The organism is Pseudomonas sp. 05N36 (genome assembly GCF_056397385.1).
This window is the reverse complement of sequence record NZ_JBFTNH010000010.1, coordinates 81,857-99,569: the sequence shown is the minus strand read 5'-3', so window position 1 is coordinate 99,569 and position 17,713 is coordinate 81,857. Positions and strand designations below refer to the sequence as shown.

21 protein-coding genes are annotated in these 17,713 nt (G+C 57.4%); 9 read left to right on the top strand and 12 right to left on the bottom strand.

The window, feature by feature from the left end:
• Positions 1 to 222: 222 nt before the first annotated feature.
• Entirely contained in the window at positions 223 to 1,287 is a 1,065-nt protein-coding gene (locus tag AC1DIH_RS14760; RefSeq protein WP_477772227.1) for an NAD(P)H-dependent flavin oxidoreductase, read from the bottom strand.
• Positions 1,288 to 1,470: 183 nt separating this feature from the next.
• Here AC1DIH_RS14760 and AC1DIH_RS14755 point away from each other — a divergent pair, with 183 nt between their 5' ends.
• Positions 1,471 to 1,929 (top strand): GyrI-like domain-containing protein, encoded by a 459-nt coding sequence (locus AC1DIH_RS14755; RefSeq protein WP_477772226.1) that lies wholly within the window; start codon positions 1,471 to 1,473, stop codon positions 1,927 to 1,929.
• On the opposite strand, the gene ada is transcribed toward AC1DIH_RS14755, so the two are convergent.
• From ada to AC1DIH_RS14730, 5 genes are all read right to left on the bottom strand, one after another.
• Positions 1,884 to 2,987 carry a bifunctional DNA-binding transcriptional regulator/O6-methylguanine-DNA methyltransferase Ada gene (gene ada / locus AC1DIH_RS14750; RefSeq protein ID WP_477772225.1) on the bottom strand — a complete coding sequence of 368 codons (1,104 nt, stop codon included), beginning with the start codon at positions 2,985 to 2,987 and terminating at the stop codon, positions 1,884 to 1,886. The two genes, AC1DIH_RS14755 and ada, sit on opposite strands and share 46 nt — an antisense overlap.
• Positions 2,988 to 3,072: 85 nt before the next feature.
• Positions 3,073 to 3,750 carry a DNA oxidative demethylase AlkB gene (gene alkB, locus AC1DIH_RS14745; RefSeq protein WP_477772224.1) on the bottom strand — a complete coding sequence of 226 codons (678 nt, stop codon included), beginning with the start codon at positions 3,748 to 3,750 and terminating at the stop codon, positions 3,073 to 3,075.
• Entirely contained in the window at positions 3,740 to 4,456 is a 717-nt protein-coding gene (locus AC1DIH_RS14740) for a 2OG-Fe(II) oxygenase (protein WP_477772281.1), read from the bottom strand. Before AC1DIH_RS14740 ends, alkB begins: the two co-directional genes overlap by 11 nt.
• 163 nt (positions 4,457 to 4,619) lie before the next feature.
• Positions 4,620 to 4,787 carry a hypothetical protein gene (locus AC1DIH_RS14735; protein WP_477772223.1) on the bottom strand — a complete coding sequence of 56 codons (168 nt, stop codon included), beginning with the start codon at positions 4,785 to 4,787 and terminating at the stop codon, positions 4,620 to 4,622.
• A 35-nt stretch (positions 4,788 to 4,822) separates the two neighbouring features.
• Positions 4,823 to 5,125: a DUF1883 domain-containing protein gene (locus tag AC1DIH_RS14730; protein WP_019690029.1), complete on the bottom strand. Its 303-nt coding sequence runs from the start codon at positions 5,123 to 5,125 to the stop codon at positions 4,823 to 4,825.
• A gap of 211 nt (positions 5,126 to 5,336) precedes the next feature.
• Between AC1DIH_RS14730 and AC1DIH_RS14725 the strand changes: the two genes are divergently transcribed.
• Both AC1DIH_RS14725 and AC1DIH_RS14720 read left to right on the top strand, forming a co-directional pair.
• A complete protein-coding gene (locus AC1DIH_RS14725) occupies positions 5,337 to 5,693 on the top strand; it encodes a hypothetical protein (protein WP_477772222.1) in 357 nt (118 codons plus the stop codon).
• A gap of 135 nt (positions 5,694 to 5,828) precedes the next feature.
• On the top strand, positions 5,829 to 6,059 hold the full coding sequence (locus AC1DIH_RS14720) for a hypothetical protein (protein ID WP_477772221.1): 231 nt from the start codon (positions 5,829 to 5,831) through the stop codon (positions 6,057 to 6,059).
• 19 nt (positions 6,060 to 6,078) lie between these two features.
• Here the strand turns inward: AC1DIH_RS14720 and AC1DIH_RS14715 are convergent, their stop codons facing one another.
• Both AC1DIH_RS14715 and AC1DIH_RS14710 read right to left on the bottom strand, forming a co-directional pair.
• Positions 6,079 to 6,360, bottom strand: a complete 282-nt coding sequence (locus tag AC1DIH_RS14715; protein WP_054597726.1) for a hypothetical protein — start codon at positions 6,358 to 6,360, stop codon at positions 6,079 to 6,081.
• Positions 6,361 to 6,497: 137 nt separating this feature from the next.
• On the bottom strand, positions 6,498 to 6,686 hold the full coding sequence (locus AC1DIH_RS14710) for a hypothetical protein (RefSeq protein ID WP_477772220.1): 189 nt from the start codon (positions 6,684 to 6,686) through the stop codon (positions 6,498 to 6,500).
• Between the two features lie 255 nt (positions 6,687 to 6,941).
• Between AC1DIH_RS14710 and galU the strand changes: the two genes are divergently transcribed.
• From galU to ahpF, 4 genes are all read left to right on the top strand, one after another.
• Positions 6,942 to 7,781 (top strand): UTP--glucose-1-phosphate uridylyltransferase GalU, encoded by an 840-nt coding sequence (gene galU / locus AC1DIH_RS14705; protein ID WP_145020659.1) that lies wholly within the window; start codon positions 6,942 to 6,944, stop codon positions 7,779 to 7,781.
• A gap of 130 nt (positions 7,782 to 7,911) precedes the next feature.
• Positions 7,912 to 9,270, top strand: coding sequence for a glutathione-disulfide reductase (gene gorA / locus AC1DIH_RS14700; protein ID WP_477772219.1), 1,359 nt, complete (start codon positions 7,912 to 7,914; stop codon positions 9,268 to 9,270).
• Between the two features lie 293 nt (positions 9,271 to 9,563).
• The gene (gene ahpC / locus AC1DIH_RS14695; RefSeq protein WP_427532369.1) at positions 9,564 to 10,127 is read left to right on the top strand and encodes an alkyl hydroperoxide reductase subunit C; all 564 of its coding nucleotides are present in this window, start codon (positions 9,564 to 9,566) and stop codon (positions 10,125 to 10,127) included.
• 123 nt (positions 10,128 to 10,250) lie between these two features.
• Positions 10,251 to 11,813, top strand: coding sequence for an alkyl hydroperoxide reductase subunit F (gene ahpF, locus AC1DIH_RS14690; RefSeq protein ID WP_477772218.1), 1,563 nt, complete (start codon positions 10,251 to 10,253; stop codon positions 11,811 to 11,813).
• 130 nt (positions 11,814 to 11,943) lie between these two features.
• Here ahpF and gloA read toward each other — a convergent pair whose 3' ends face one another.
• Complete coding sequence (gene gloA, locus AC1DIH_RS14685) at positions 11,944 to 12,465, bottom strand: lactoylglutathione lyase (protein WP_477772217.1); 522 nt, start codon at positions 12,463 to 12,465, stop codon at positions 11,944 to 11,946.
• Positions 12,466 to 12,659: 194 nt separating this feature from the next.
• Between gloA and AC1DIH_RS14680 the strand changes: the two genes are divergently transcribed.
• Positions 12,660 to 13,196: a DUF4946 domain-containing protein gene (locus AC1DIH_RS14680; protein WP_477772280.1), complete on the top strand. Its 537-nt coding sequence runs from the start codon at positions 12,660 to 12,662 to the stop codon at positions 13,194 to 13,196.
• A 197-nt stretch (positions 13,197 to 13,393) separates the two neighbouring features.
• On the opposite strand, the gene AC1DIH_RS14675 is transcribed toward AC1DIH_RS14680, so the two are convergent.
• The 3 genes from AC1DIH_RS14675 to AC1DIH_RS14665 all read right to left on the bottom strand — a co-directional run bounded on the left by AC1DIH_RS14675 (position 13,394) and on the right by AC1DIH_RS14665 (position 16,544).
• Entirely contained in the window at positions 13,394 to 13,756 is a 363-nt protein-coding gene (locus AC1DIH_RS14675; protein WP_019690040.1) for a histone-like nucleoid-structuring protein, MvaT/MvaU family, read from the bottom strand.
• Positions 13,757 to 14,002: 246 nt separating this feature from the next.
• Positions 14,003 to 15,538, bottom strand: a complete 1,536-nt coding sequence (locus AC1DIH_RS14670; protein ID WP_477772216.1) for an EAL domain-containing protein — start codon at positions 15,536 to 15,538, stop codon at positions 14,003 to 14,005.
• A 133-nt stretch (positions 15,539 to 15,671) separates the two neighbouring features.
• Positions 15,672 to 16,544 (bottom strand): LysR family transcriptional regulator, encoded by an 873-nt coding sequence (locus AC1DIH_RS14665; RefSeq protein WP_477772215.1) that lies wholly within the window; start codon positions 16,542 to 16,544, stop codon positions 15,672 to 15,674.
• Positions 16,545 to 16,622: 78 nt separating this feature from the next.
• Between AC1DIH_RS14665 and AC1DIH_RS14660 the strand changes: the two genes are divergently transcribed.
• Positions 16,623 to 17,573 carry a DMT family transporter gene (locus tag AC1DIH_RS14660; protein WP_477772214.1) on the top strand — a complete coding sequence of 317 codons (951 nt, stop codon included), beginning with the start codon at positions 16,623 to 16,625 and terminating at the stop codon, positions 17,571 to 17,573.
• The last annotated feature ends 140 nt before the right edge of the window (positions 17,574 to 17,713 follow it).

The window sequence follows — 17,713 nt, the reverse complement described above, 5'->3', positions numbered from 1 at the left end:
ACCCGTAACCCGTACCTCGTACCTCGTACCTCGTAGCAGCTGCCGAGCCCGCGAGGCTGCGTTCGGCTGCGAAGCAGTCGTTGAATCAGGCCGCGCGTTCTTCCAGGCAAACCACGTTTGCAGGATTTGCGAGGACTTCGTCCTCGAACGCAGCCTCGCGGGCTCGGCAGTTGCTACGGGGGGATCGTTACCACGCAAAGTATGTGAACGATCAAACGGGGATTAGAGGCGAGTCAATTTGGCCAGCGCCTCGTCCGCCAGACGCCTAGTCAACTCAGCGGTCGGTAATTCAATCCCAAGCCGCAGTGCTTGTCCGGCCCAGAGGTTGCTGAAGTCCGCCTCGTCCTTGGCGCGTAGCGGCATCAGCGCGCCGCCGGCCAGCGGGAAGGCCGGTGCTTGCGGGCTGATCGGGCCGAGTTCGCGCATGACCCGATTGAGAATGCCTCGCGCAGCCCGCCCGGTGAAAATGTTGGTCAGCGCCGTCTCGCTTTCCTTGGCGCTGCGCAAGGCCCGGTGATGGGAGGCGCTGACCTTGGCCTCCGGGGTAAACAGGTAGGCGGTGCCCAGTTGCACTGCCGACGCACCCAGGGCGAAGGCAGCGACAATCCCGCGCGCATCGCCGATCCCGCCGGCGGCGATCACCGGTACGCTGACGGCATCGACGATCTGTGGCACCAGGGCAAAGGTGCCGACCTGACTGTTCAGGTCATCGCTGAGAAACATCCCGCGATGGCCTCCAGCCTCGTAGCCCATGGCGATGATCGCGTCGCAGCCATGCTGTTCCAGCCAGATCGCCTCATCGACCGTGGTCGCCGAAGACAGGACTTTTGCGCCTGTAGCCTTGACCCGATCGAGCAGGGACTTTTCCGGTAGGCCGAAGTGAAAACTCACCACCTGCGGACGGAACTCTTCGACCACCGCGCAGGCGGCGGCGTCGAACGGTGCACGATTGGAAACCGGGGTCGGTGCGTCGAAGTCAGCGCCCAACTCGTGGTAGTAGGGCTCCAGCAGGTTTTTCCATTGCTGAGCGCGTTGCTCGTCGGCGACCGGTGGTTGATGGCAGAAGAAGTTCACATTGAAGGGGCGCTGGCTGTGTTGCTGGATGACTTTCAGCTCTTCGCGCAATTGTTCGATGCTGAGCAGGGCGGCGGGCATTGAGCCCAGGGCACCGGCATTACTGGCTGCGATGACCATGGCTGATCCGGTGGCGCCGGCCATGGGGGCCTGGATGATCGGTAATTCAATGCCGAACAGATCAAGAATACGGGTGTCAGGCCACTGGTTCATCGCAACGTCCTCCTCATGACAAGAGTCAGTTATGTAGCAGGAATCAGTGTCAAAAGACCAGTGGCCATTAGGCGCAGATGCCGAGTGCAATAAAGCGTAGCCTCCGGTTGTGCCAACGCTCGGGCCAATGCATTGTGGCCGCTTGTAGTGGATGTTAATCGTTAACAACGGAGGAGCTGTTCCATGGATTTGAAGCAACTTGAGGTTTCACCGTTCCGCGTATCGGGATTGCGTGTACGTACGTTCAACAGCGCTGAGCAGCAGGCAGCTACCGCCAGAATCGGCCCGATGTGGCAGCGATTTTTTGCCGAAGGGCTGTTTGACAAGATTGCCAATAAGCAACCGGACTCACCGGCTTACGGGGTTTACTCCCACTATGAGTCCGATGCATCCGGGGCTTTCGACGTGACAGCCGGGGTGGCGGTCAATGAAGCTGCTCCCGGTTATGAAACCATCGAGGTGCAGGGCGGCCAGTACCTGGTATTCGAGGCGAAGGGGGCGATGCCCGGCAGTGTGATCGAGGCGTGGGGCAGGGTCTGGGCGTATTTTGAGGCCAACCCGCAGGTCAAACGCCGATTTGCCACCGACTTTGAGGCTTATACCGGCCCTGAGTCAGTGGCCGTGTATATCGGCATTTTCTGAGATTTAGTTTCACGCGCAAGCAGTTGACGCTTGCGCTCCACCCCCCAGCGGTAGCCCGAAAGATCGCCATCGCTACGCACCACCCGATGGCAGGGAATGGCCACCGCGAGGTTGTTGGCACCGCAAGCCTGGGCCACGGCACGGAAGGCTTTTGGCGCGCCAATGCGCTGGGCAATTTCGGCGTAGCTGGCGGTGCTGCCCGCCGGGATATCGCGCAGCGCCATCCACACCCGCTCCTGAAACGCCGTGCCGCGCACATCCAGCGGCAGGTCCAGGCCAAGCGCCGGGGCTTCGATGAAACCCACCACCTTGGCAATCAGTTGTTCGAAGTCATGGTCGGCGCCAATCAGGTTGGCCTGGCGGAACCGGTCTTGCAGGTCGCAGACCAGCGCATGGGGATCATCCCCCAAGAGGATCGCGCACACCCCGCGTTGGCTTTGCGCCACCAGGATCGCCCCTAATGAGCACTGGCCAACGGCAAAGTGGATGTCGGTGTTCTGGCCGGCGGCGCGGTAGTCGCTGGGCTTCATGCCGAGCAGATGATCGGCGGACTCGTAAAAGCGACTGTTGGAATTGAAGCCTGCCTCATACAGCGCGTCGGTCACCGAACCGGCGATTTCCAGGCGTTCACGAACCCTGCGTGAACGTTGTGCAGTGGCATAGCCCTTGGGCGTCAGGCCCGTAACAGCTTTGAACACCCGGTGAAAGTGGAAAGCGCTCATTCGTGCGGTCTCTGCCAGTTCGTTCAAGCTGGGCAATGTCTCGGCAGCCTCGATCTGCCGACAGGCTGCAGCGACCAGTGTGGCGTGCTGCGCGGCGAGATGAGTCTGGTCTGTTGCCGCGCGTTTGCTCGGGCGATAACCGGCCGCCTGAGCCTGTTCCTCGGTGTCGAAAAACTCGACGTTTTCCGGTTTCGGCAATCGCGCCAGGCTGCTGGGGCGGCAGTAGATCCCGGTGGTTTTCACCGCGTAGACGAACTGACCGTCAGCGCGTGGGTCGCGCGCCAGCACCGCGGACCAACGGGGATCTTGCTCTGTGATGGGTTTGGCAGTGGTCATGGGACGTTACCGATAGAAGGTTCAGTTCAGCCTAGCGAGTGTGGACGCTGAGGACACTCCGGCGCTTGCGGTCAAACTCTGGATTTCATCCCGCGGTGCGGAACGTGAAGTTGATCCGCTGTCCGCCCAGTTGCGGGTGATGACCGTCCTTGAGTGGCAGCACGCCGTGATAACGCAAGCGATCCACGCCGCCCCAGACCACGATGTCACCGTGAAACAGCGGCACTCGCAGGCTCGTGTCGCTGCGCTTGAAGCCGCCGAACAGGAACATCGCCGGCAGACCGAGGGACACCGAAACAATCGGCGGATCGTAGGACCGTTCATCCTTGTCCTGATGCAACGACATCCTGGCGCCCGGCAGGTATCGGTTGATCAGGCAGGCATCGGGCTCAAAGTGATGGAAACCGGCTTCTCGTGCGGCAGCCTGTGCCATTTCCCGAAAGACCTCGGGCATCGCCGGCCAGGGCTGGCCGCTGACGGGATCGATGCGAGTGTAGCGATAGCCACTGCGATCGGTGGTCCAGCCCAGCGTGCCACAACTGCTCAAGCCGACCGACATGGTGAAACCGCCAGGGGTGACCATCTGCCGAAACGGTGCGACCCGTAGAATCTTCTCCAGCAGCGGCAGCAATTGCTCCACCCAGGGCAGGGCAAAACCCCGGAGTACGAAAGACTGTTCGCCGATTTGCTCGGTCCTGGCCGGTTGCCGGTCTTCATCGGCAAACAGCTCGAAGGTGGTGGGAGGCATCGCTTTACTGCGCATCGTGAAAGATCACTCCAAGGGTATGCCGTTTGCCGCTGTGCAGGCGACTGACACCGTGGCGCAGGTTCACCCGGTAATCGCCGCGAACACCTTTGACCGGGCGCTGATGCACGGCAAAAATCAGCGCATCGCCTTTTTCGAGTCTCATCACCATGGGCCGTGATTGCATCCGTGGGCGCTGCTCGGTGAGCACGAACTCGCCACCGGTAAAGTCTTCGCCGGGAGCGGACAGCAGAATCGCCACTTGCAGTGGGAACACGTGCTCGCCATACAGATCCTGATGTAAACAGTTGTAGTCCTGCGGACCATATTGCAGCAACAGTGGCGTAGGGCGCTCCTGTCCCGCGTCATGACAACGTTGCAGGAAGGCTGCGTGCTCCGAGGGAAAGCGGCCGGGCAAGCCCATCCGTTCATTCCAGCGATTGGCCTGCGGGACAAGCCTCGAGTAGAGCGTGCTGCGCAGGCAAGCAACGATAGCCGGCAGCGGGTAACTGAAATATTTGTACTCGCCGCGCCCGAAACCATGTCGGGCCATTATCACGTGCGAGCGGAAAAGCGCAGGCTGGGCGTAGAGCGCGCTGAGGTCTGCACATTGCTCGGGGCTGAGCAGTCCTTTGATTGTCGCGCAGCCGTCCCGGTCGAGGTCTTGCTCCAGGGGAGGCCAATCCAGTGCGTTGATACGCGAGATCAAAGGCTGTTCGCCCATTGCACGGACACCGTCGATATAACGCGCTACTGAGGTGTTGTGCGGAAAAGAAATGGACATGTCCGGCTCCTGAACCAAGGTTGAGGTGTGCCAGTCTGGGGAGTACGAAGGCGGGCGACACTCCGGTGCTTGCGGTCGAACTCCGGAGTGGTTGTGCCAGGGGTTACAGCGCTTTGCTGACCTTTATATCGCTGATCCCGGACAATTCGCCGTGAATCGCTTCAAGTGCGGCTCTGGCCTCTTCTTCGGTGCCGGTTTCAAGCTGGGCGAACTCGAAGCGGCGTTCTTCGTTGAGCTTGTATTTGATGACGTATTTAGTCGTTTGGGCCACGGTCGTACCTGTCTGTCGCAGTGCGGGCCGAGGTCTCAGCTGAGTTTCGAGCTGGACCGGCGGATGATTTTGATCGAGTGGGTCAGGGTCGGTTTGCGGGTCACGCTGATCGGCCGGCGGTTGACCGTGTCGATGGTGATGTTCCAGAAACCGGTGCTTGGCGCGGTGATTTTCGCAGGGAAGGTGTCAAACGCGCCGCCGTGGTAGGTGTGGCGGCCGCCGTTCTTGAAGCTGCGAAAATTGGCGTCGTTCATCAAGCGGATGTTGCACATTTGGGAGCATTGAATGACGACGATGTCATCTTCATTGAGGTGCTCGCGCTGGTGGATAAATTTCATGGGGGCGCCTCCAGAAGGGCTTTTTCTACAAAATCAAAACGATAGCATGGGCGATGGCGCAGTTTATCAGCCCGAACGGTTTATTATTGGGCTACCGCGAGTCGCTTTGACAATTAAAAACAGCTATTCGGGTTTTTATGGGTGATAAAGCAGCGGTCTCCGGAGAAAAACAGTATTTGCGCTGTCGGAGGGTCTTTAAGGGAGGATTCGTATGAAACGGGGTGTGTTGGTACTGGTGTTGGCGATGAGTGGTTGCGCGACGGTCTCGGACATTAGTCAGACGCTGCCGACCATGAATGTGATCTCGGGGAAAAAACCTCAAGCGTACGCCGACTGCGTGGCCAAACATTTGGCCAGTACCCGAGGGGCTGTGCAAATGGAGCGCTACAACAAGGACGGCGTGCGGGTCATTGTTGCAGGAAAGTTGTCTGCGAGTCCGTCTGCGGTGTTTGACATCGAAGAGCGATCCGGCGGAAGTAGCATCAAGCTCCACGAAAGCATGTCCAATGTGCCAATTCGGCCTGGAGATGTGCAGGATGCGGCCAACCAATGCATTTCTGGAACATAGTTTTTTGGCGTTTCCCCCTCGCTCGCTGAATTTGAAATTGGCTGATTGACCATAWCGTCCGATAAACTGTCGTCAATCAGCAGGAGTGCCGTCCAGCCTCGGGCTTGGGCGGCACTGTCATTTCTGGAGTGGTCAATGAAGCGAGAGCAAGTAAGAGAGCGGCATGCAGAGGGGCTCATCTCTGCGACGCATGTGATTCAAAACCCGGCAAACTCCGGGGAATGGATTGTGTTTTTCAAGAAAAGTGCAGGGCGCAGCTATTTCCTGGTGGATGACAACGACGAGGTCGAATCATTCGCTCGGCTGGATGATTTGATCGAGACAGTACGCGGACTCGGGATCAAATTCGCCGAAATTCACATGTAGCGGCCATAGCGTCTGCCGGTTACTTGCACACCACTACGACGCTGCGGCTCTTGTAGTTGCCAACATCGACGCCCAGGGTCTTGTCGCTTTCCTTGGTGGCTGGCGTGCCATCGGTGCCAATGATCCGATAGCCGGTTCCAGCGCAGGAATCGTCAGCCATTTGATAACATTTGGCCCAGGAGTTGGCTTCACCCGAGCAGTCGATCGACAGGCCTTGCTCGCCATTGTTCAGATAGGTTTTGGAGGCAGTCGCGCAACCGCTCAAGGCCAACACCGCAATCAGAGCCAGATATTTTTTCATGTAAGGGTCGTCATCGAGTGAACAGTGTGTAAGGGCGTAAGTCGCCCTGCAGCGAGATGCTATAGCGAACAACTATTTCGGTACAGACAATCACAAAAAAGCCCTGCACCTTGGCAGGGCTCTTTCGAGCAGCGGTGTTACTCAGGCTTGGCACCGCGCCGCTTGGGTGCAGGCGGGGTGTCTTGAAACACCGAGGCGACTTCAATCGCCAACGCTTGCGTGGGGAAAGGCCCGGCGATATTTTCGCCGCTGACGCTGTCGACCCACCATTGGCCATCTTTGGCCTGATTGATCAGGTAACCGTTTACGCTTTTTGCTGCCGACATCTATCTGCCTCGTTGGCTGGTTCAATCGCGTCATGATAACTGGAAAAGTACCCCGGTGCGTTCACTGGTCTAAAGTGAAGACTTTGCGTTGTTCCGTACGTCTTGGTTTGGAAGCTAATCTGCGTCGTCGCGGAACTATCCGCCGGAATATTTCTCTATGATGGCATCGGTTAGCCAGTGCGGGGCATTGTAAGGTGCTCGCCGGCTGATTAGACTGCGCCGAAACTCGTACACACAGCCCTTTTAAGGACTTTTATGATCAAGAAATGCTTGTTCCCAGCAGCCGGTTACGGTACTCGCTTCCTGCCAGCGACTAAAGCCATGCCTAAAGAAATGCTGCCGGTGGTGAACAAGCCACTGATCCAGTACGGCGTTGAAGAAGCACTGGACGCTGGTTTGACAGAAATCTCCATCGTGACCGGTCGTGGCAAACGCGCCCTGGAAGACCACTTCGACATCAGCTACGAGCTGGAAAACCAGATCAAGGGTACTGACAAAGAGAAGTACCTGGTCGGCATCCGCAAGCTGCTCGACGAGTGCTCGTTCTCCTACACCCGTCAAACCGAAATGAAAGGCCTGGGTCACGCAATTCTGACCGGCCGTCCATTGATCGGTGACGAACCGTTCGCGGTCGTGCTGGCGGACGACTTGTGCGTCAACCTGGAAGGCGACGGCGTACTGACCCAGATGGTCAAACTGTACAAACAGTACCGTTGCACCATCGTCGCGATCCAGGAAGTCGACCCGCAGGAAACCAACAAATACGGCGTGATCGCTGGCGATTTGATCGGTGACGACCTGTACCGCGTCCGCAACATGGTCGAGAAGCCAAAGCCGGAAGATGCTCCATCCAACCTGGCAATCATCGGTCGTTACATCCTGACCCCGGACATCTTCAAGCTGATCGAAGAAACCGAGCCAGGCAAAGGCGGCGAGATCCAGATCACCGACGCCCTGATGAAGCAGGCGCAAGACGGTTGCGTGATTGCCTACAAGTTCAAAGGCACGCGTTTCGACTGCGGTGGCGCTGAAGGCTACATCGAAGCGACCAACTTCTGCTTCGAACACTTCTACAAGACGGGCAAGGCTTACTAAAAGCGCTTCGCTGTTTTGTTCTGGAAAGCCACCTTCGGGTGGCTTTTTCGTTTTTCGGCCCCATGTCAATCGCAGCGCTGACCGAGAAAGCTGCAGCGAGTATGCTTGTGGCCTGCCGAGGAGATTGAAAATGGCCTACGATTTTGACCTTTATGTGATTGGCGCCGGTTCCGGCGGTGTACGAGCAGCGCGCTTCGCTGCAGGTTTTGGCGCGAAAGTGGCAGTGGCCGAGAGCCGCTATCTGGGCGGGACCTGCGTCAACGTTGGCTGCGTGCCGAAGAAGTTGTTGGTTTACGGGGCGCATTTTGCCGAAGACTTCGAGCAGTCGCAGGGCTTTGGCTGGTCGTTGGGCGAAGCGAATTTCGATTGGGCAACGCTGATCGCCAACAAGGATCGCGAGATCAATCGGCTGAACGGTATCTACCGCAATCTGTTGGTGGGCAGTGGCGTAACCTTGCATGAAGGTCACGCCAAAATCGTTGGCCCGCATGAGGTCGAGATCAAGGGCGAGCGGCATACCGCCAAGCATATTCTGATTGCCACCGGCGGCTGGCCGCAGATCCCCGAGATTCCGGGGCACGAGCACGCCATCAGCTCAAACCAGGCGTTTTTCCTCAAAGAGCTGCCCAAGCGCGTTCTGGTGGTCGGTGGTGGCTATATCGCCGTAGAGTTCGCCGGGATTTTCCACGGGCTGGGCGCCGAAACCACCTTGCTGTATCGCGGTGAGCTGTTCCTGCGTGGCTTCGACGGCTCGGTGCGCAAGCATTTGCAGGAGGAACTGACCAAGCGCGGGATGAATCTGCAATTCAATGCCGACATCGAACGCATCGAAAAACAGGCCGACGGCAGTTTGAACGTGACCCTCAAGGATGGTCGCGAGCTGCAGGCGGATTGCGTGTTCTATGCGACGGGGCGTCGTCCGATGGTCGACAACCTGGGGTTGGAGAACACCAAGGTCACGCTCGACAAGAAGGGCTTTGTCGAAGTCGACGAGCAGTATCAAACCGCTGAGCCATCCATCCTGGCGATTGGCGATGTGATCGGTCGCGTGCAACTGACGCCGGTAGCCCTGGCTGAAGGCATGGCAGTGGCGCGTCGGCTGTTCAAGCCCGAGCAGTATCGTCTGGTCGACTACAAGATGATTCCCACGGCCGTATTCAGCTTGCCGAACATTGGCACGGTTGGCCTGAGTGAAGAGCAGGCCAGGGAAGAAGGTCATGAGGTGCAGATTTTCGAAAGCCGTTTCCGGCCGATGAAACTGACCATGACCGAGTGCCAGGAGCGCACGTTGATGAAATTGGTGGTAGATGCCAAGACTGACAAGGTTCTGGGTTGCCACATGGTCGGCCCGGAAGCGGGTGAAATCGTCCAGGGCCTGGCAATTGCCTTGAAGGCTGGCGCTACCAAACGCGATTTCGACGAAACCATCGGCGTGCATCCTACCGCTGCCGAAGAGTTCGTCACCATGCGCACGCCGGTAGCGGGCTAATCGTCCTTCCGTGCCTCTGAAGCTGCGTCTGGCTACACATTCGTATGGGGCATGCGGAATTATTGAGCACCTGAGACCAAATGTGGGAACGCCGCCCGGCTGCTCCCACAATGCGACTTGGGCTCTGGATCGCTGAAAAGGCTGTTGGCGAATAGATATGGTTTTCTTCTATTGATAGTGCAGGCTAATAGCGAAAACCAATGAGCAGCATCAGGTTTGCCAATGAGCCATCCGTCGGTCGAGTAGGTAGGATTCACTCCATCAACTTCTCAACCCCTGACGGAGAGTCAACGATGCCTATCATCAACAGCCACGTAAAACCGTTCAAAGCTACCGCATTCAAAAACGGCGCATTCGTCGAAGTGTCGGACGCCGATCTGAAAGGCAAATGGTCCGTCGTGTTCTTCTACCCGGCTGACTTCACCTTCGTTTGCCCTACCGAGCTGGAAGACCTGGCTGACAACTACGATGCATTCCAGAAGCTTGGCGTAGAAATCTACAGCGTGTCGACCGACACCCACTTTGCCCACGCCGCATGGCACAACACTTCGCCTGCGATCGAAAAAATCAAGTACACCATGATTGGCGATCCGACCCACGTGATCTCCCGCAACTTCGACGTGCTGATCGAAGAAGTCGGCCTGGCCGACCGTGGCACCTTCGTGATCAACCCTGAAGGCCAGATCAAAATCGTCGAACTGAACGACGGTGGCGTTGGCCGTGACGCTTCCGAGCTGCTGCGCAAAATCAAGGCTGCCCAATACGTTGCCGCTCATCCTGGCGAAGTCTGCCCAGCCAAGTGGAAAGAAGGCGAGGCCACCCTGGCTCCGTCCCTGGACCTGGTCGGCAAGATCTGAGTCTGTGAGTCGATTGAGGGCGATGAGCTCTTAAGCACGTAAACCGCATCGCCCCAAAAAACGCCTGGGCGAATCTGCCCGGGCGTTGTTTTTTCTACCGTATACAAAATGGAAATCGCCCGTATGTTGGACGCCAATCTTAAAGCTCAGTTGAAGTCATACCTGGAACGGGTCACCCAGCCGATCGAGATCGTCGCCTCCCTCGACGACGGTGCGAAATCCCAGGAAATGCTCGCGTTACTGAAAGACGTTGCCAGTCTTTCCCAACAAATTACCTTGCTCGACAACGGCACCGATGCGCGCAAGCCATCGTTCTCGTTGAACCGCCCGGGAAGTGATATCAACCTGCGTTTCGCCGGTATCCCCATGGGCCACGAATTCACTTCGCTGGTGCTGGCCTTGCTGCAAGTCGGCGGTCACCCTTCGAAGGCCAGTAGTGAGGTGATCGAACAGATCCGCTCGCTCAAAGGCGAGTTCAACTTCGAGACCTATTTCTCGCTGTCGTGCCAGAACTGCCCGGACGTGGTCCAGGCGCTGAACCTGATGGCGGTGCTGAACCCGAACATCCGTCACGTCGCCATCGACGGCGCGCTGTTCCAGGACGAAGTCACTGAACGGCAGATCATGGCCGTGCCCAGCATTTACCTGAACGGTGTGAATTTCGGTCAGGGCCGCATGGGCCTGGAAGAAATCATCGCCAAGATCGACACCAGCGCCATCGAGCGTCAGGCCGAGAAGATCAGCGCCAAAGACGCCTTTGACGTGCTGGTCGTCGGTGGTGGGCCAGCCGGTGCTTCGGCAGCAATCTACGCCGCCCGTAAAGGCATTCGTACCGGCGTTGCAGCCGAGCGTTTTGGTGGTCAGGTGCTGGACACCATGGCGATCGAGAACTTCATCTCGGTACAGGAGACGGAAGGGCCGAAGCTCGCCGTTGCGCTGGAAGAACACGTCAAGCAATACGACGTCGACATCATGAACCTGCAACGCGCCGACAAGCTGCTGCCGGGCAAGAACGGCGAGCTGCACCAGATCCAGTTCGCCAGCGGTGCTTCACTCAAAGCCAGGACCGTGATCCTCGCGACCGGTGCTCGCTGGCGCGAAATGAACGTCCCGGGCGAGCAGCAATATCGCAACAAGGGCGTGGCGTACTGCCCGCACTGCGACGGCCCGCTGTTCAAAGGCAAGCGCGTTGCGGTGATTGGTGGTGGCAACTCGGGTGTCGAAGCAGCCATCGACCTGGCCGGTATTGTTGCTCATGTCACACTGCTGGAGTTCGATGTGCAGTTGCGTGCCGATGCGGTGTTGCAGCGCAAGTTGCACAGCCTGCCGAACGTGACAGTGATCACCAGTGCGCAAACCACTGAAGTGACCGGTGACGGTCAGAAGGTCAACGGCTTGCGTTACAAGGATCGTCAGTCAGGCGAAGTATTGAGCGTCGAGCTGGAAGGGATCTTCGTGCAGATCGGTTTGTTGCCGAACACCGATTGGCTCAAGGGCACCGTCGAGCTGTCGCCGCGCGGCGAGATCATCGTCGATAACCGTGGTGAGACCTCGATACCGGGTGTGTTCGCCGCCGGCGATGTAACGACCGTGCCGTACAAGCAGATCGTGATTGCGGTCGGCGAGGGTGCCAAGGCATCGCTGAGCGCCTTCGATCACCTGATTCGCACGTCTGCGCCGGTGTAAACGTCAACGCTGAAAACACAAAACCCCATGAGCGATCATGGGGTTTTTTTGTGTCTCACACAATCCAGATGATGGATTGATCTTTGTGGGAGCGAGCAAGCTTGCTCCCACATTGGATTTTCGGTGAGCTTTACAACGGGGCTGGCTGAATGATCTCAACCCAGTAAGCGTCCGGGTCCTTGATGAACGCCAGGCTCTTCATGCGGCCATCGTTCAGGCGTTTCTGGAAATCACAGCCCAGTGCTTCAAAGCGCTCGCAAGCAGCGCGAATGTCTGGCACCGAAATGCAGATGTGGCCGAAACCGCGAGGCTCGGTGTTGCCATTGTGGTAGGCGAAATCCGCATCGTTCTCGGTGCCGTGATTGTGAGTCAGCTCAAGAATGCCGGGAATCGATTTCATCCACTGGGTGCGTGCAGCCGCGTCGGCCGGGATCTGGTTCTTATCGACCAGCGCCAGGAAGTACAGGCTGAACTCGGCTTCAGGGAAGTCGCGTTTTTCCACCAGCGTAAAGCCGAGGATGCGTGTGTAGAAGTCCAGGGATTTGCTGATGTCCTTGACCCGCAACATGGTGTGGTTGAAGACAAATTGCTGCGTGGCGGCGTCAGGTTGGGCGGTAACGCCGGGGAAGGAGTTCAGTTCGTGCAGGCTCATGGGCCCTCCGGAAAAAAGTGGGGCAAACGGCGCTCAAGACAAGAGCTGTCACTTGGCTTGCCGTTGATGGGACTTGCTTGCAGTACGCCAATAATACGCAGGCGGCGTATTGCGCCAAAGCAAAACCTTCAGCTATTGCCTGGCGGCGTGGCGGGGCTCAGACTTTAACGTTCGCCCCGTCAGTGTTGAGTGCAATGTTTCGACCGTATCGCTACCTGCTTGTTTTGACCTGCCTGTTTTCGGCTGTTGCCCGCGCCGAGACTGTGCTCCCCGAGATTACCTGGCCCAGCGGCTGGGCAGTGCAAGTGTTGCCACAAGAGGAGGCGACAACTCAAACACCGCCCAGGGTTTCAAGGCAGCGGGCGGTGAAAAACGATGCAAACGGTGATCCGGTCCTGGTCATGGAGTTGACCATGAGCCAGGTTGAGCCGGGGCATGAAGTCAATTTGCAAGGCGTGCTGCTGGAAATGCGCAAGTCTGTGCAAAAGGATTTTTTTCGGGGCGGTTATCAAAGTGTATGCAACAAAATTCATCCCGCTACATTGAGCAGGCTGCAAGCGCTGGAAACCACCTGCACGGTCACCCAGAATGGACGACATGTGTTGTCGCAAACATTAGTCGCAGCGCTAGATGCTGATAAGGCCTATGTTTTTTCCTACGCAGGGCAAGCCGAGGCTTATGCCGCAAGTCAGGATGAAATACGCGATGCGCGAAACAGTTTGAGACTTTAGTAATGCGCGATGTCTGCACGCTGGCCGTGCCGAGGGGCATTGTTTAATGCCCAAAGGGATTAAGCAGAAAGTTATACCGGATGCCTATGGTATTTGGCCGGCGTTTCCAACTAGATCGACGATCATCGTTGCATTAAGTATCGGTGAGCATAAAAAAGCCCTGCACAGGCAGGGCTTTTGGAGGGGCGCAGGAAAGCTTAAGCGCGCAGCCAGGAGTCAACGGTGCTCGCACCATATTGTTCCTTCCAGGCTTTCAGGCCGCGGTGATTGCCGCCCTTGGTTTCAATCAGTTCACCGGTGTGCGGGTTTTGATAAACCTTGACCACACGGGCGCGGCGGGTTTTCGGTGCGGCGGCCTGATGCAGGCTGGATTTTGGGTTCGGGTCGAGAATGGCGATGATGTCGCGCAGGCTCTTGCCGTAGGTTTTCATCAGCCCCTGGAGCTTTTCTTCGAATTCGATTTCTTTCTTGAGCCCGGCGTCGTTCTTCAGCGATTCCAGCTGCGCGAGCTGTTCTTGAAGGGCCTTTTCAGCGGCACGAAATTCAGCGAGTCTGGACAATATCTTTACTCCAATAGTGTGTTTGGCTGATACCAACCGCCAACAAAGCTATAAGCCAAGAGCCTTGTAGCGACTCGGTGTTAATGGCTCACCTGTCAATCTTGCGCAGGCAAGAAAAATTGTAGTAGTTAATTCGCTCAGAGTAAATCACGTCTTTTTCATGATGTAACGCACGTTGCTGTTTGATGCAATTTGCGGCGTGGATCCTTTTGTTGAGGATGTCCATGGAGCGCGCAAAGTGGCTAATTAATGGCTGTTCAACGCAATAATGAAGTCGGTACCCGGCATCGGTCGTCCAAATAGGTAGCCTTGCAGAAAGTTCACCCCATGACGGGCAAGATAATCACTCTGCTCGACGATTTCGACACCTTCGGCAACGATACCAAGGTCCAGCTTGGCCGAGAGTTCGATGATGCTGTCGAGTATATGGCGGGACAAGGCATCGACACCGATCATCGCCACAAAGCTTTGATCGATTTTCAGAAAGTCCACATTGAACTGGCGCAAATACCCCAGGCTTGAATGCCCGGTGCCAAAGTCATCGATCGCAATCATCACCCCCAGCGCATGTAACTGTTCGAACAATTGAAGGGTGATAGCGTTGGGTTCGATCAACTCGCGCTCGGTCAGCTCCAGAACCAGCGCGACCTTGCCGGGCGGGAAGGCCGCGAGAAACTCGCGGCAATCGTCTACCAGTGCAAGGTCACGGCAGTGGCTGGCGGTGATGTTGATGCCGATATGAAAGCGCTCATGGAACGCATGCGCATGCGGGGCGAGCAACGCGGCAGTCTGGCGCATCAACGAGCGGGTCATCGGCACGATCAATCCGGAATGCTCGGCGAATGGGATGAACAGGTCTGGACGCACCAGGCCTTCTTTCGGGTGTTGCCAGCGCATCAAGACCTCGATACCTGCCCACGCTTTGCTGTCACCGTGAACCACAGGCTGGAAGTAAGGAATGAACTCATTGGCCTCCAGCGCCCGTTGCAGTTCGTGAGTCTGTGAAGACGAGCGCTTCTGCAGCCAATGACCAATGGCCCCGGCAATCACCCCAAAGAATATCAGCAGGCTGAACAGCGGCGGGTATTCGCTTTTCATGTAGCGCCAGACCTCGCCCTGGGGAAAGCCGGCCTCTACTTCATAGGCGTACCGCGAAGATTCAAGATTGCTTTGGGCTACCGGCAATACGGGCAGGGCGCCCTCGTGGACTTGGCCGTCGTCAGATAACCAGTGGGGGCCGACTTGCAGTAACAGTAGAGTCTGTCGACCAATCAGCCGCAGGACGTTGCTCAGGTGATAGCCGTCAAGGGCGCTCAGGGCGCCTTGCTTCCCTTCGCTGAGGCGATACACCAGCACCGCGGTATTGGGTGTGACCGGGTTTCCGTTCATCAACCACAATTTGCCTTGTGTGTACTCGCCAGGATCGACCGCTGCCTGATAGTCGCCAAATAGTGAACTGCAATATATGTTGTTGTCCCACACCAGATTGGTCGAACGCACGAAGGGTCGGCGCGTGACTTGTTCGCGCAGGGCCAGTTTGACATCGGCGCAAGGCTGTCCAGCCAGCGGCAGCAGTTCTTGTGCCGCCAGCGCGGTGTCATCGAGCATCAAATCGAATTGGCGCACCGCTTCTTCGGCCGTTTGCTGGGTGCTGTGCTCCAGCACCCGCTCGGCCTGCATGTGCAGAATGACCAAGCCCAGCACCACCGGCAGCAAGCCGATCAACAGCGTGATGAGGTTGCGAGTCCGTGGCGTGCGGCGGGCTTTGATGGTCAAGGGCATGTGCGGAACCTGCGGCGACGGAGTAGGGCTCTCAGATAGAGTAGGGCTCTCAAATGCAGGCAGGGCACAGACTTGCCTCTCAAAAAGAGTACAGACAAGGGCCATGATAGATGGCGCACAGGCTTTGTGCTTTTCAAGGATAGTTCAGGCTCACGGCCAACTTGATAAACGCCAGGGTCGCCGGTGATGACTGGCGCTGGTCGAGTACTGCCAGGCCGACCTGACGTTTGACCGGCGGTGAAAGTGGCCTTTTCACGTAGCGCGCGTGTTCCGTGTTCGGCAGCGAAAGTTCGGCCACTAGCGTCAAGGCGTCGCCACGGCTGACGGTTTCCAGTGTGCTGAGCAATTGCGAGCTGCGATAGCGAATGTCCGGGGTCAGCCGGGCAGCGCTGAACAGGTGCGAAACCAGCTCCGAAGAGCCGGCTTCAGTAAGAATGAACGGGTCGTGACACAGATCACTCAAGGTCAGGCTGTCGCGTCGGGCCAGTTCATGAGTGGCCGGTAACAGCGCCACCATCTGGTCTTCCACCAGCGCAAACGTATCAAAGCGGTCCTCGGGCAACACCACAAAACCGATGTCGATACGCCGCTCCTCAAGCCATTGCAGCACTTGCCGATCCGGGCCTTCGTCAACGTGGACCTCGATTCCGGGATACGCCGCGCGGTAGTGCTGCAAAATCTTCGGCAGCAGTTTGATCGACGAGGTTGGTCCGAATGAGCCGATACGCAGCGTGCCCCGCTTCATTCCGCGAGCATCCGCTGCTTCCTGGCGCAAGGTGCTGGCCAGCCCGAGCATGGCGCGGGCGCGTAACAGCAGTTGCTGACCGATATCGCTGAGTTCGATGTGGGACTGATGCCTTCTGAGCAACTCGACACCGAGTTCCTGCTCCAGCGATTTAATGGCATGGGACACCGCCGACTGGGTGATGCCCAGGCGGTTGGCCGCACTGGTGAAACCGTGCAGCTCGGCCACCAGCGAAAAAATCTCGAGTTGGGTCAGGGTCATGAGTGTTTACTCATTTTACGATGATCAGGCATTACGCAAAGAATACGTCATCCGACTTCCTTCTCGGCGTGGAGATTTATGAAAAGTCTTGTCCAGAGCGGCTCCCGTGATTCAGATGTTCTGGTTTACCTGAAACTCGCCACGGTCACGATGATCTGGGGTGGGACCTTCGTGGCTGGCCGGTTTCTCGCCGGCACTCTCAGCCCGTTATTCGCGGCGAGCCTGCGTTTTCTGCTGGCGAGCCTGGCCTTGCTGCTGTTTATGGCTCTGGCGCGCATCCCTTTGATGCGCCCGACCTTCAGGCAGTGGTTGCAGTTGGGCGTACTGGGTTTTTTCGGGATCTTCTTTTACAACCTGTGTTTCTTTTACGGCTTGCACTACATCAACGCCTCTCGGGCATCGCTGATCGTGGCGTTGAATCCGGCCGTCATCGGGTTGGCGTCGTGGCTGCTGTTCAAGGAGCGCTTGAGTCGGGCCAAAATTGCAGGCATCGCGATCTGCATCGCTGGGGCAGGGCTGGTCATTGTCAGTCGCAACCAGCCTGTGTTTGATGGCAGCGCCACGAACAGCTGGATCGGTGATCTGCTGATTTTCGGTTGCGTGTTGGGTTGGGGCATCTATTCGTTGTTTTCCAAAGGCCTGAACCAGGCGTTGGGCCCGCTGCACACCGTGACCTACTCGATTGTGCTGGGCACATTGATGTTGTGGATGACCAGCGCCGCACGCGGTGAGGTGAGTCTTGAAGTCGTGGGCGATTTGCAGGTGACGCAGCTGTTGAGTCTGTTGTACCTGGGTGTACTCGGTTCGGCACTGGCCTACATTTGGTACTACGACGGTATTCGTAAAATCGGCGCTACCCGTTCGGGGGTGTTCATCGCCCTGAATCCGCTGACGGCAGTGATACTTGGCGCGCTGTTGCTGGGCGAGCAGTCGAGTGGGGCGATGTACCTGGGAGGCGGGGCGATTCTGCTGGGCATTTACCTGTGCAATAAACCCCTTGCACCGACGTCAAAAAGGGGGATTTTATAGAGAAGGCGGACAAACATGGTTACGCTGTGTAGAATCCGGTTACGCATATAAGAATAACGTCTTCTGGCAGCAGAAGCCTCGCCCGCAAGAGCCTTGGGTCGACAATGAAGATATTCGGGTTCCAATTGATCTACGGTGAT

Bases quoted from the DNA above. Each gene is read 5' to 3' on its own strand.
- AC1DIH_RS14665 (WP_477772215.1), bottom strand. From the start codon at position 16,544: ATGACCCTGACCCAACTCGAGATTTTTTCGCTGGTGGCCGAGCTGCAC.
- ahpF (WP_477772218.1), top strand. From the start codon at position 10,251: ATGTTGGACGCCAATCTTAAAGCTCAGTTGAAGTCATACCTGGAACGG.
- ahpC (WP_427532369.1), top strand. From the start codon at position 9,564: ATGCCTATCATCAACAGCCACGTAAAACCGTTCAAAGCTACCGCATTC.
- AC1DIH_RS14720 (WP_477772221.1), top strand. From the start codon at position 5,829: ATGAAGCGAGAGCAAGTAAGAGAGCGGCATGCAGAGGGGCTCATCTCT.
- AC1DIH_RS14725 (WP_477772222.1), top strand. From the start codon at position 5,337: ATGAAACGGGGTGTGTTGGTACTGGTGTTGGCGATGAGTGGTTGCGCG.
- AC1DIH_RS14730 (WP_019690029.1), bottom strand. From the start codon at position 5,125: ATGAAATTTATCCACCAGCGCGAGCACCTCAATGAAGATGACATCGTC.
- galU (WP_145020659.1), top strand. From the start codon at position 6,942: ATGATCAAGAAATGCTTGTTCCCAGCAGCCGGTTACGGTACTCGCTTC.
- AC1DIH_RS14755 (WP_477772226.1), top strand. From the start codon at position 1,471: ATGGATTTGAAGCAACTTGAGGTTTCACCGTTCCGCGTATCGGGATTG.
- gorA (WP_477772219.1), top strand. From the start codon at position 7,912: ATGGCCTACGATTTTGACCTTTATGTGATTGGCGCCGGTTCCGGCGGT.
- AC1DIH_RS14670 (WP_477772216.1), bottom strand. From the start codon at position 15,538: ATGCCCTTGACCATCAAAGCCCGCCGCACGCCACGGACTCGCAACCTC.
- AC1DIH_RS14760 (WP_477772227.1), bottom strand. From the start codon at position 1,287: ATGAACCAGTGGCCTGACACCCGTATTCTTGATCTGTTCGGCATTGAA.
- AC1DIH_RS14715 (WP_054597726.1), bottom strand. From the start codon at position 6,360: ATGAAAAAATATCTGGCTCTGATTGCGGTGTTGGCCTTGAGCGGTTGC.
- AC1DIH_RS14660 (WP_477772214.1), top strand. From the start codon at position 16,623: ATGAAAAGTCTTGTCCAGAGCGGCTCCCGTGATTCAGATGTTCTGGTT.
- AC1DIH_RS14740 (WP_477772281.1), bottom strand. From the start codon at position 4,456: ATGGGCGAACAGCCTTTGATCTCGCGTATCAACGCACTGGATTGGCCT.
- gloA (WP_477772217.1), bottom strand. From the start codon at position 12,465: ATGAGCCTGCACGAACTGAACTCCTTCCCCGGCGTTACCGCCCAACCT.
- ada (WP_477772225.1), bottom strand. From the start codon at position 2,987: ATGACCACTGCCAAACCCATCACAGAGCAAGATCCCCGTTGGTCCGCG.
- AC1DIH_RS14710 (WP_477772220.1), bottom strand. From the start codon at position 6,686: ATGTCGGCAGCAAAAAGCGTAAACGGTTACCTGATCAATCAGGCCAAA.
- AC1DIH_RS14680 (WP_477772280.1), top strand. From the start codon at position 12,660: ATGTTTCGACCGTATCGCTACCTGCTTGTTTTGACCTGCCTGTTTTCG.
- alkB (WP_477772224.1), bottom strand. From the start codon at position 3,750: ATGCGCAGTAAAGCGATGCCTCCCACCACCTTCGAGCTGTTTGCCGAT.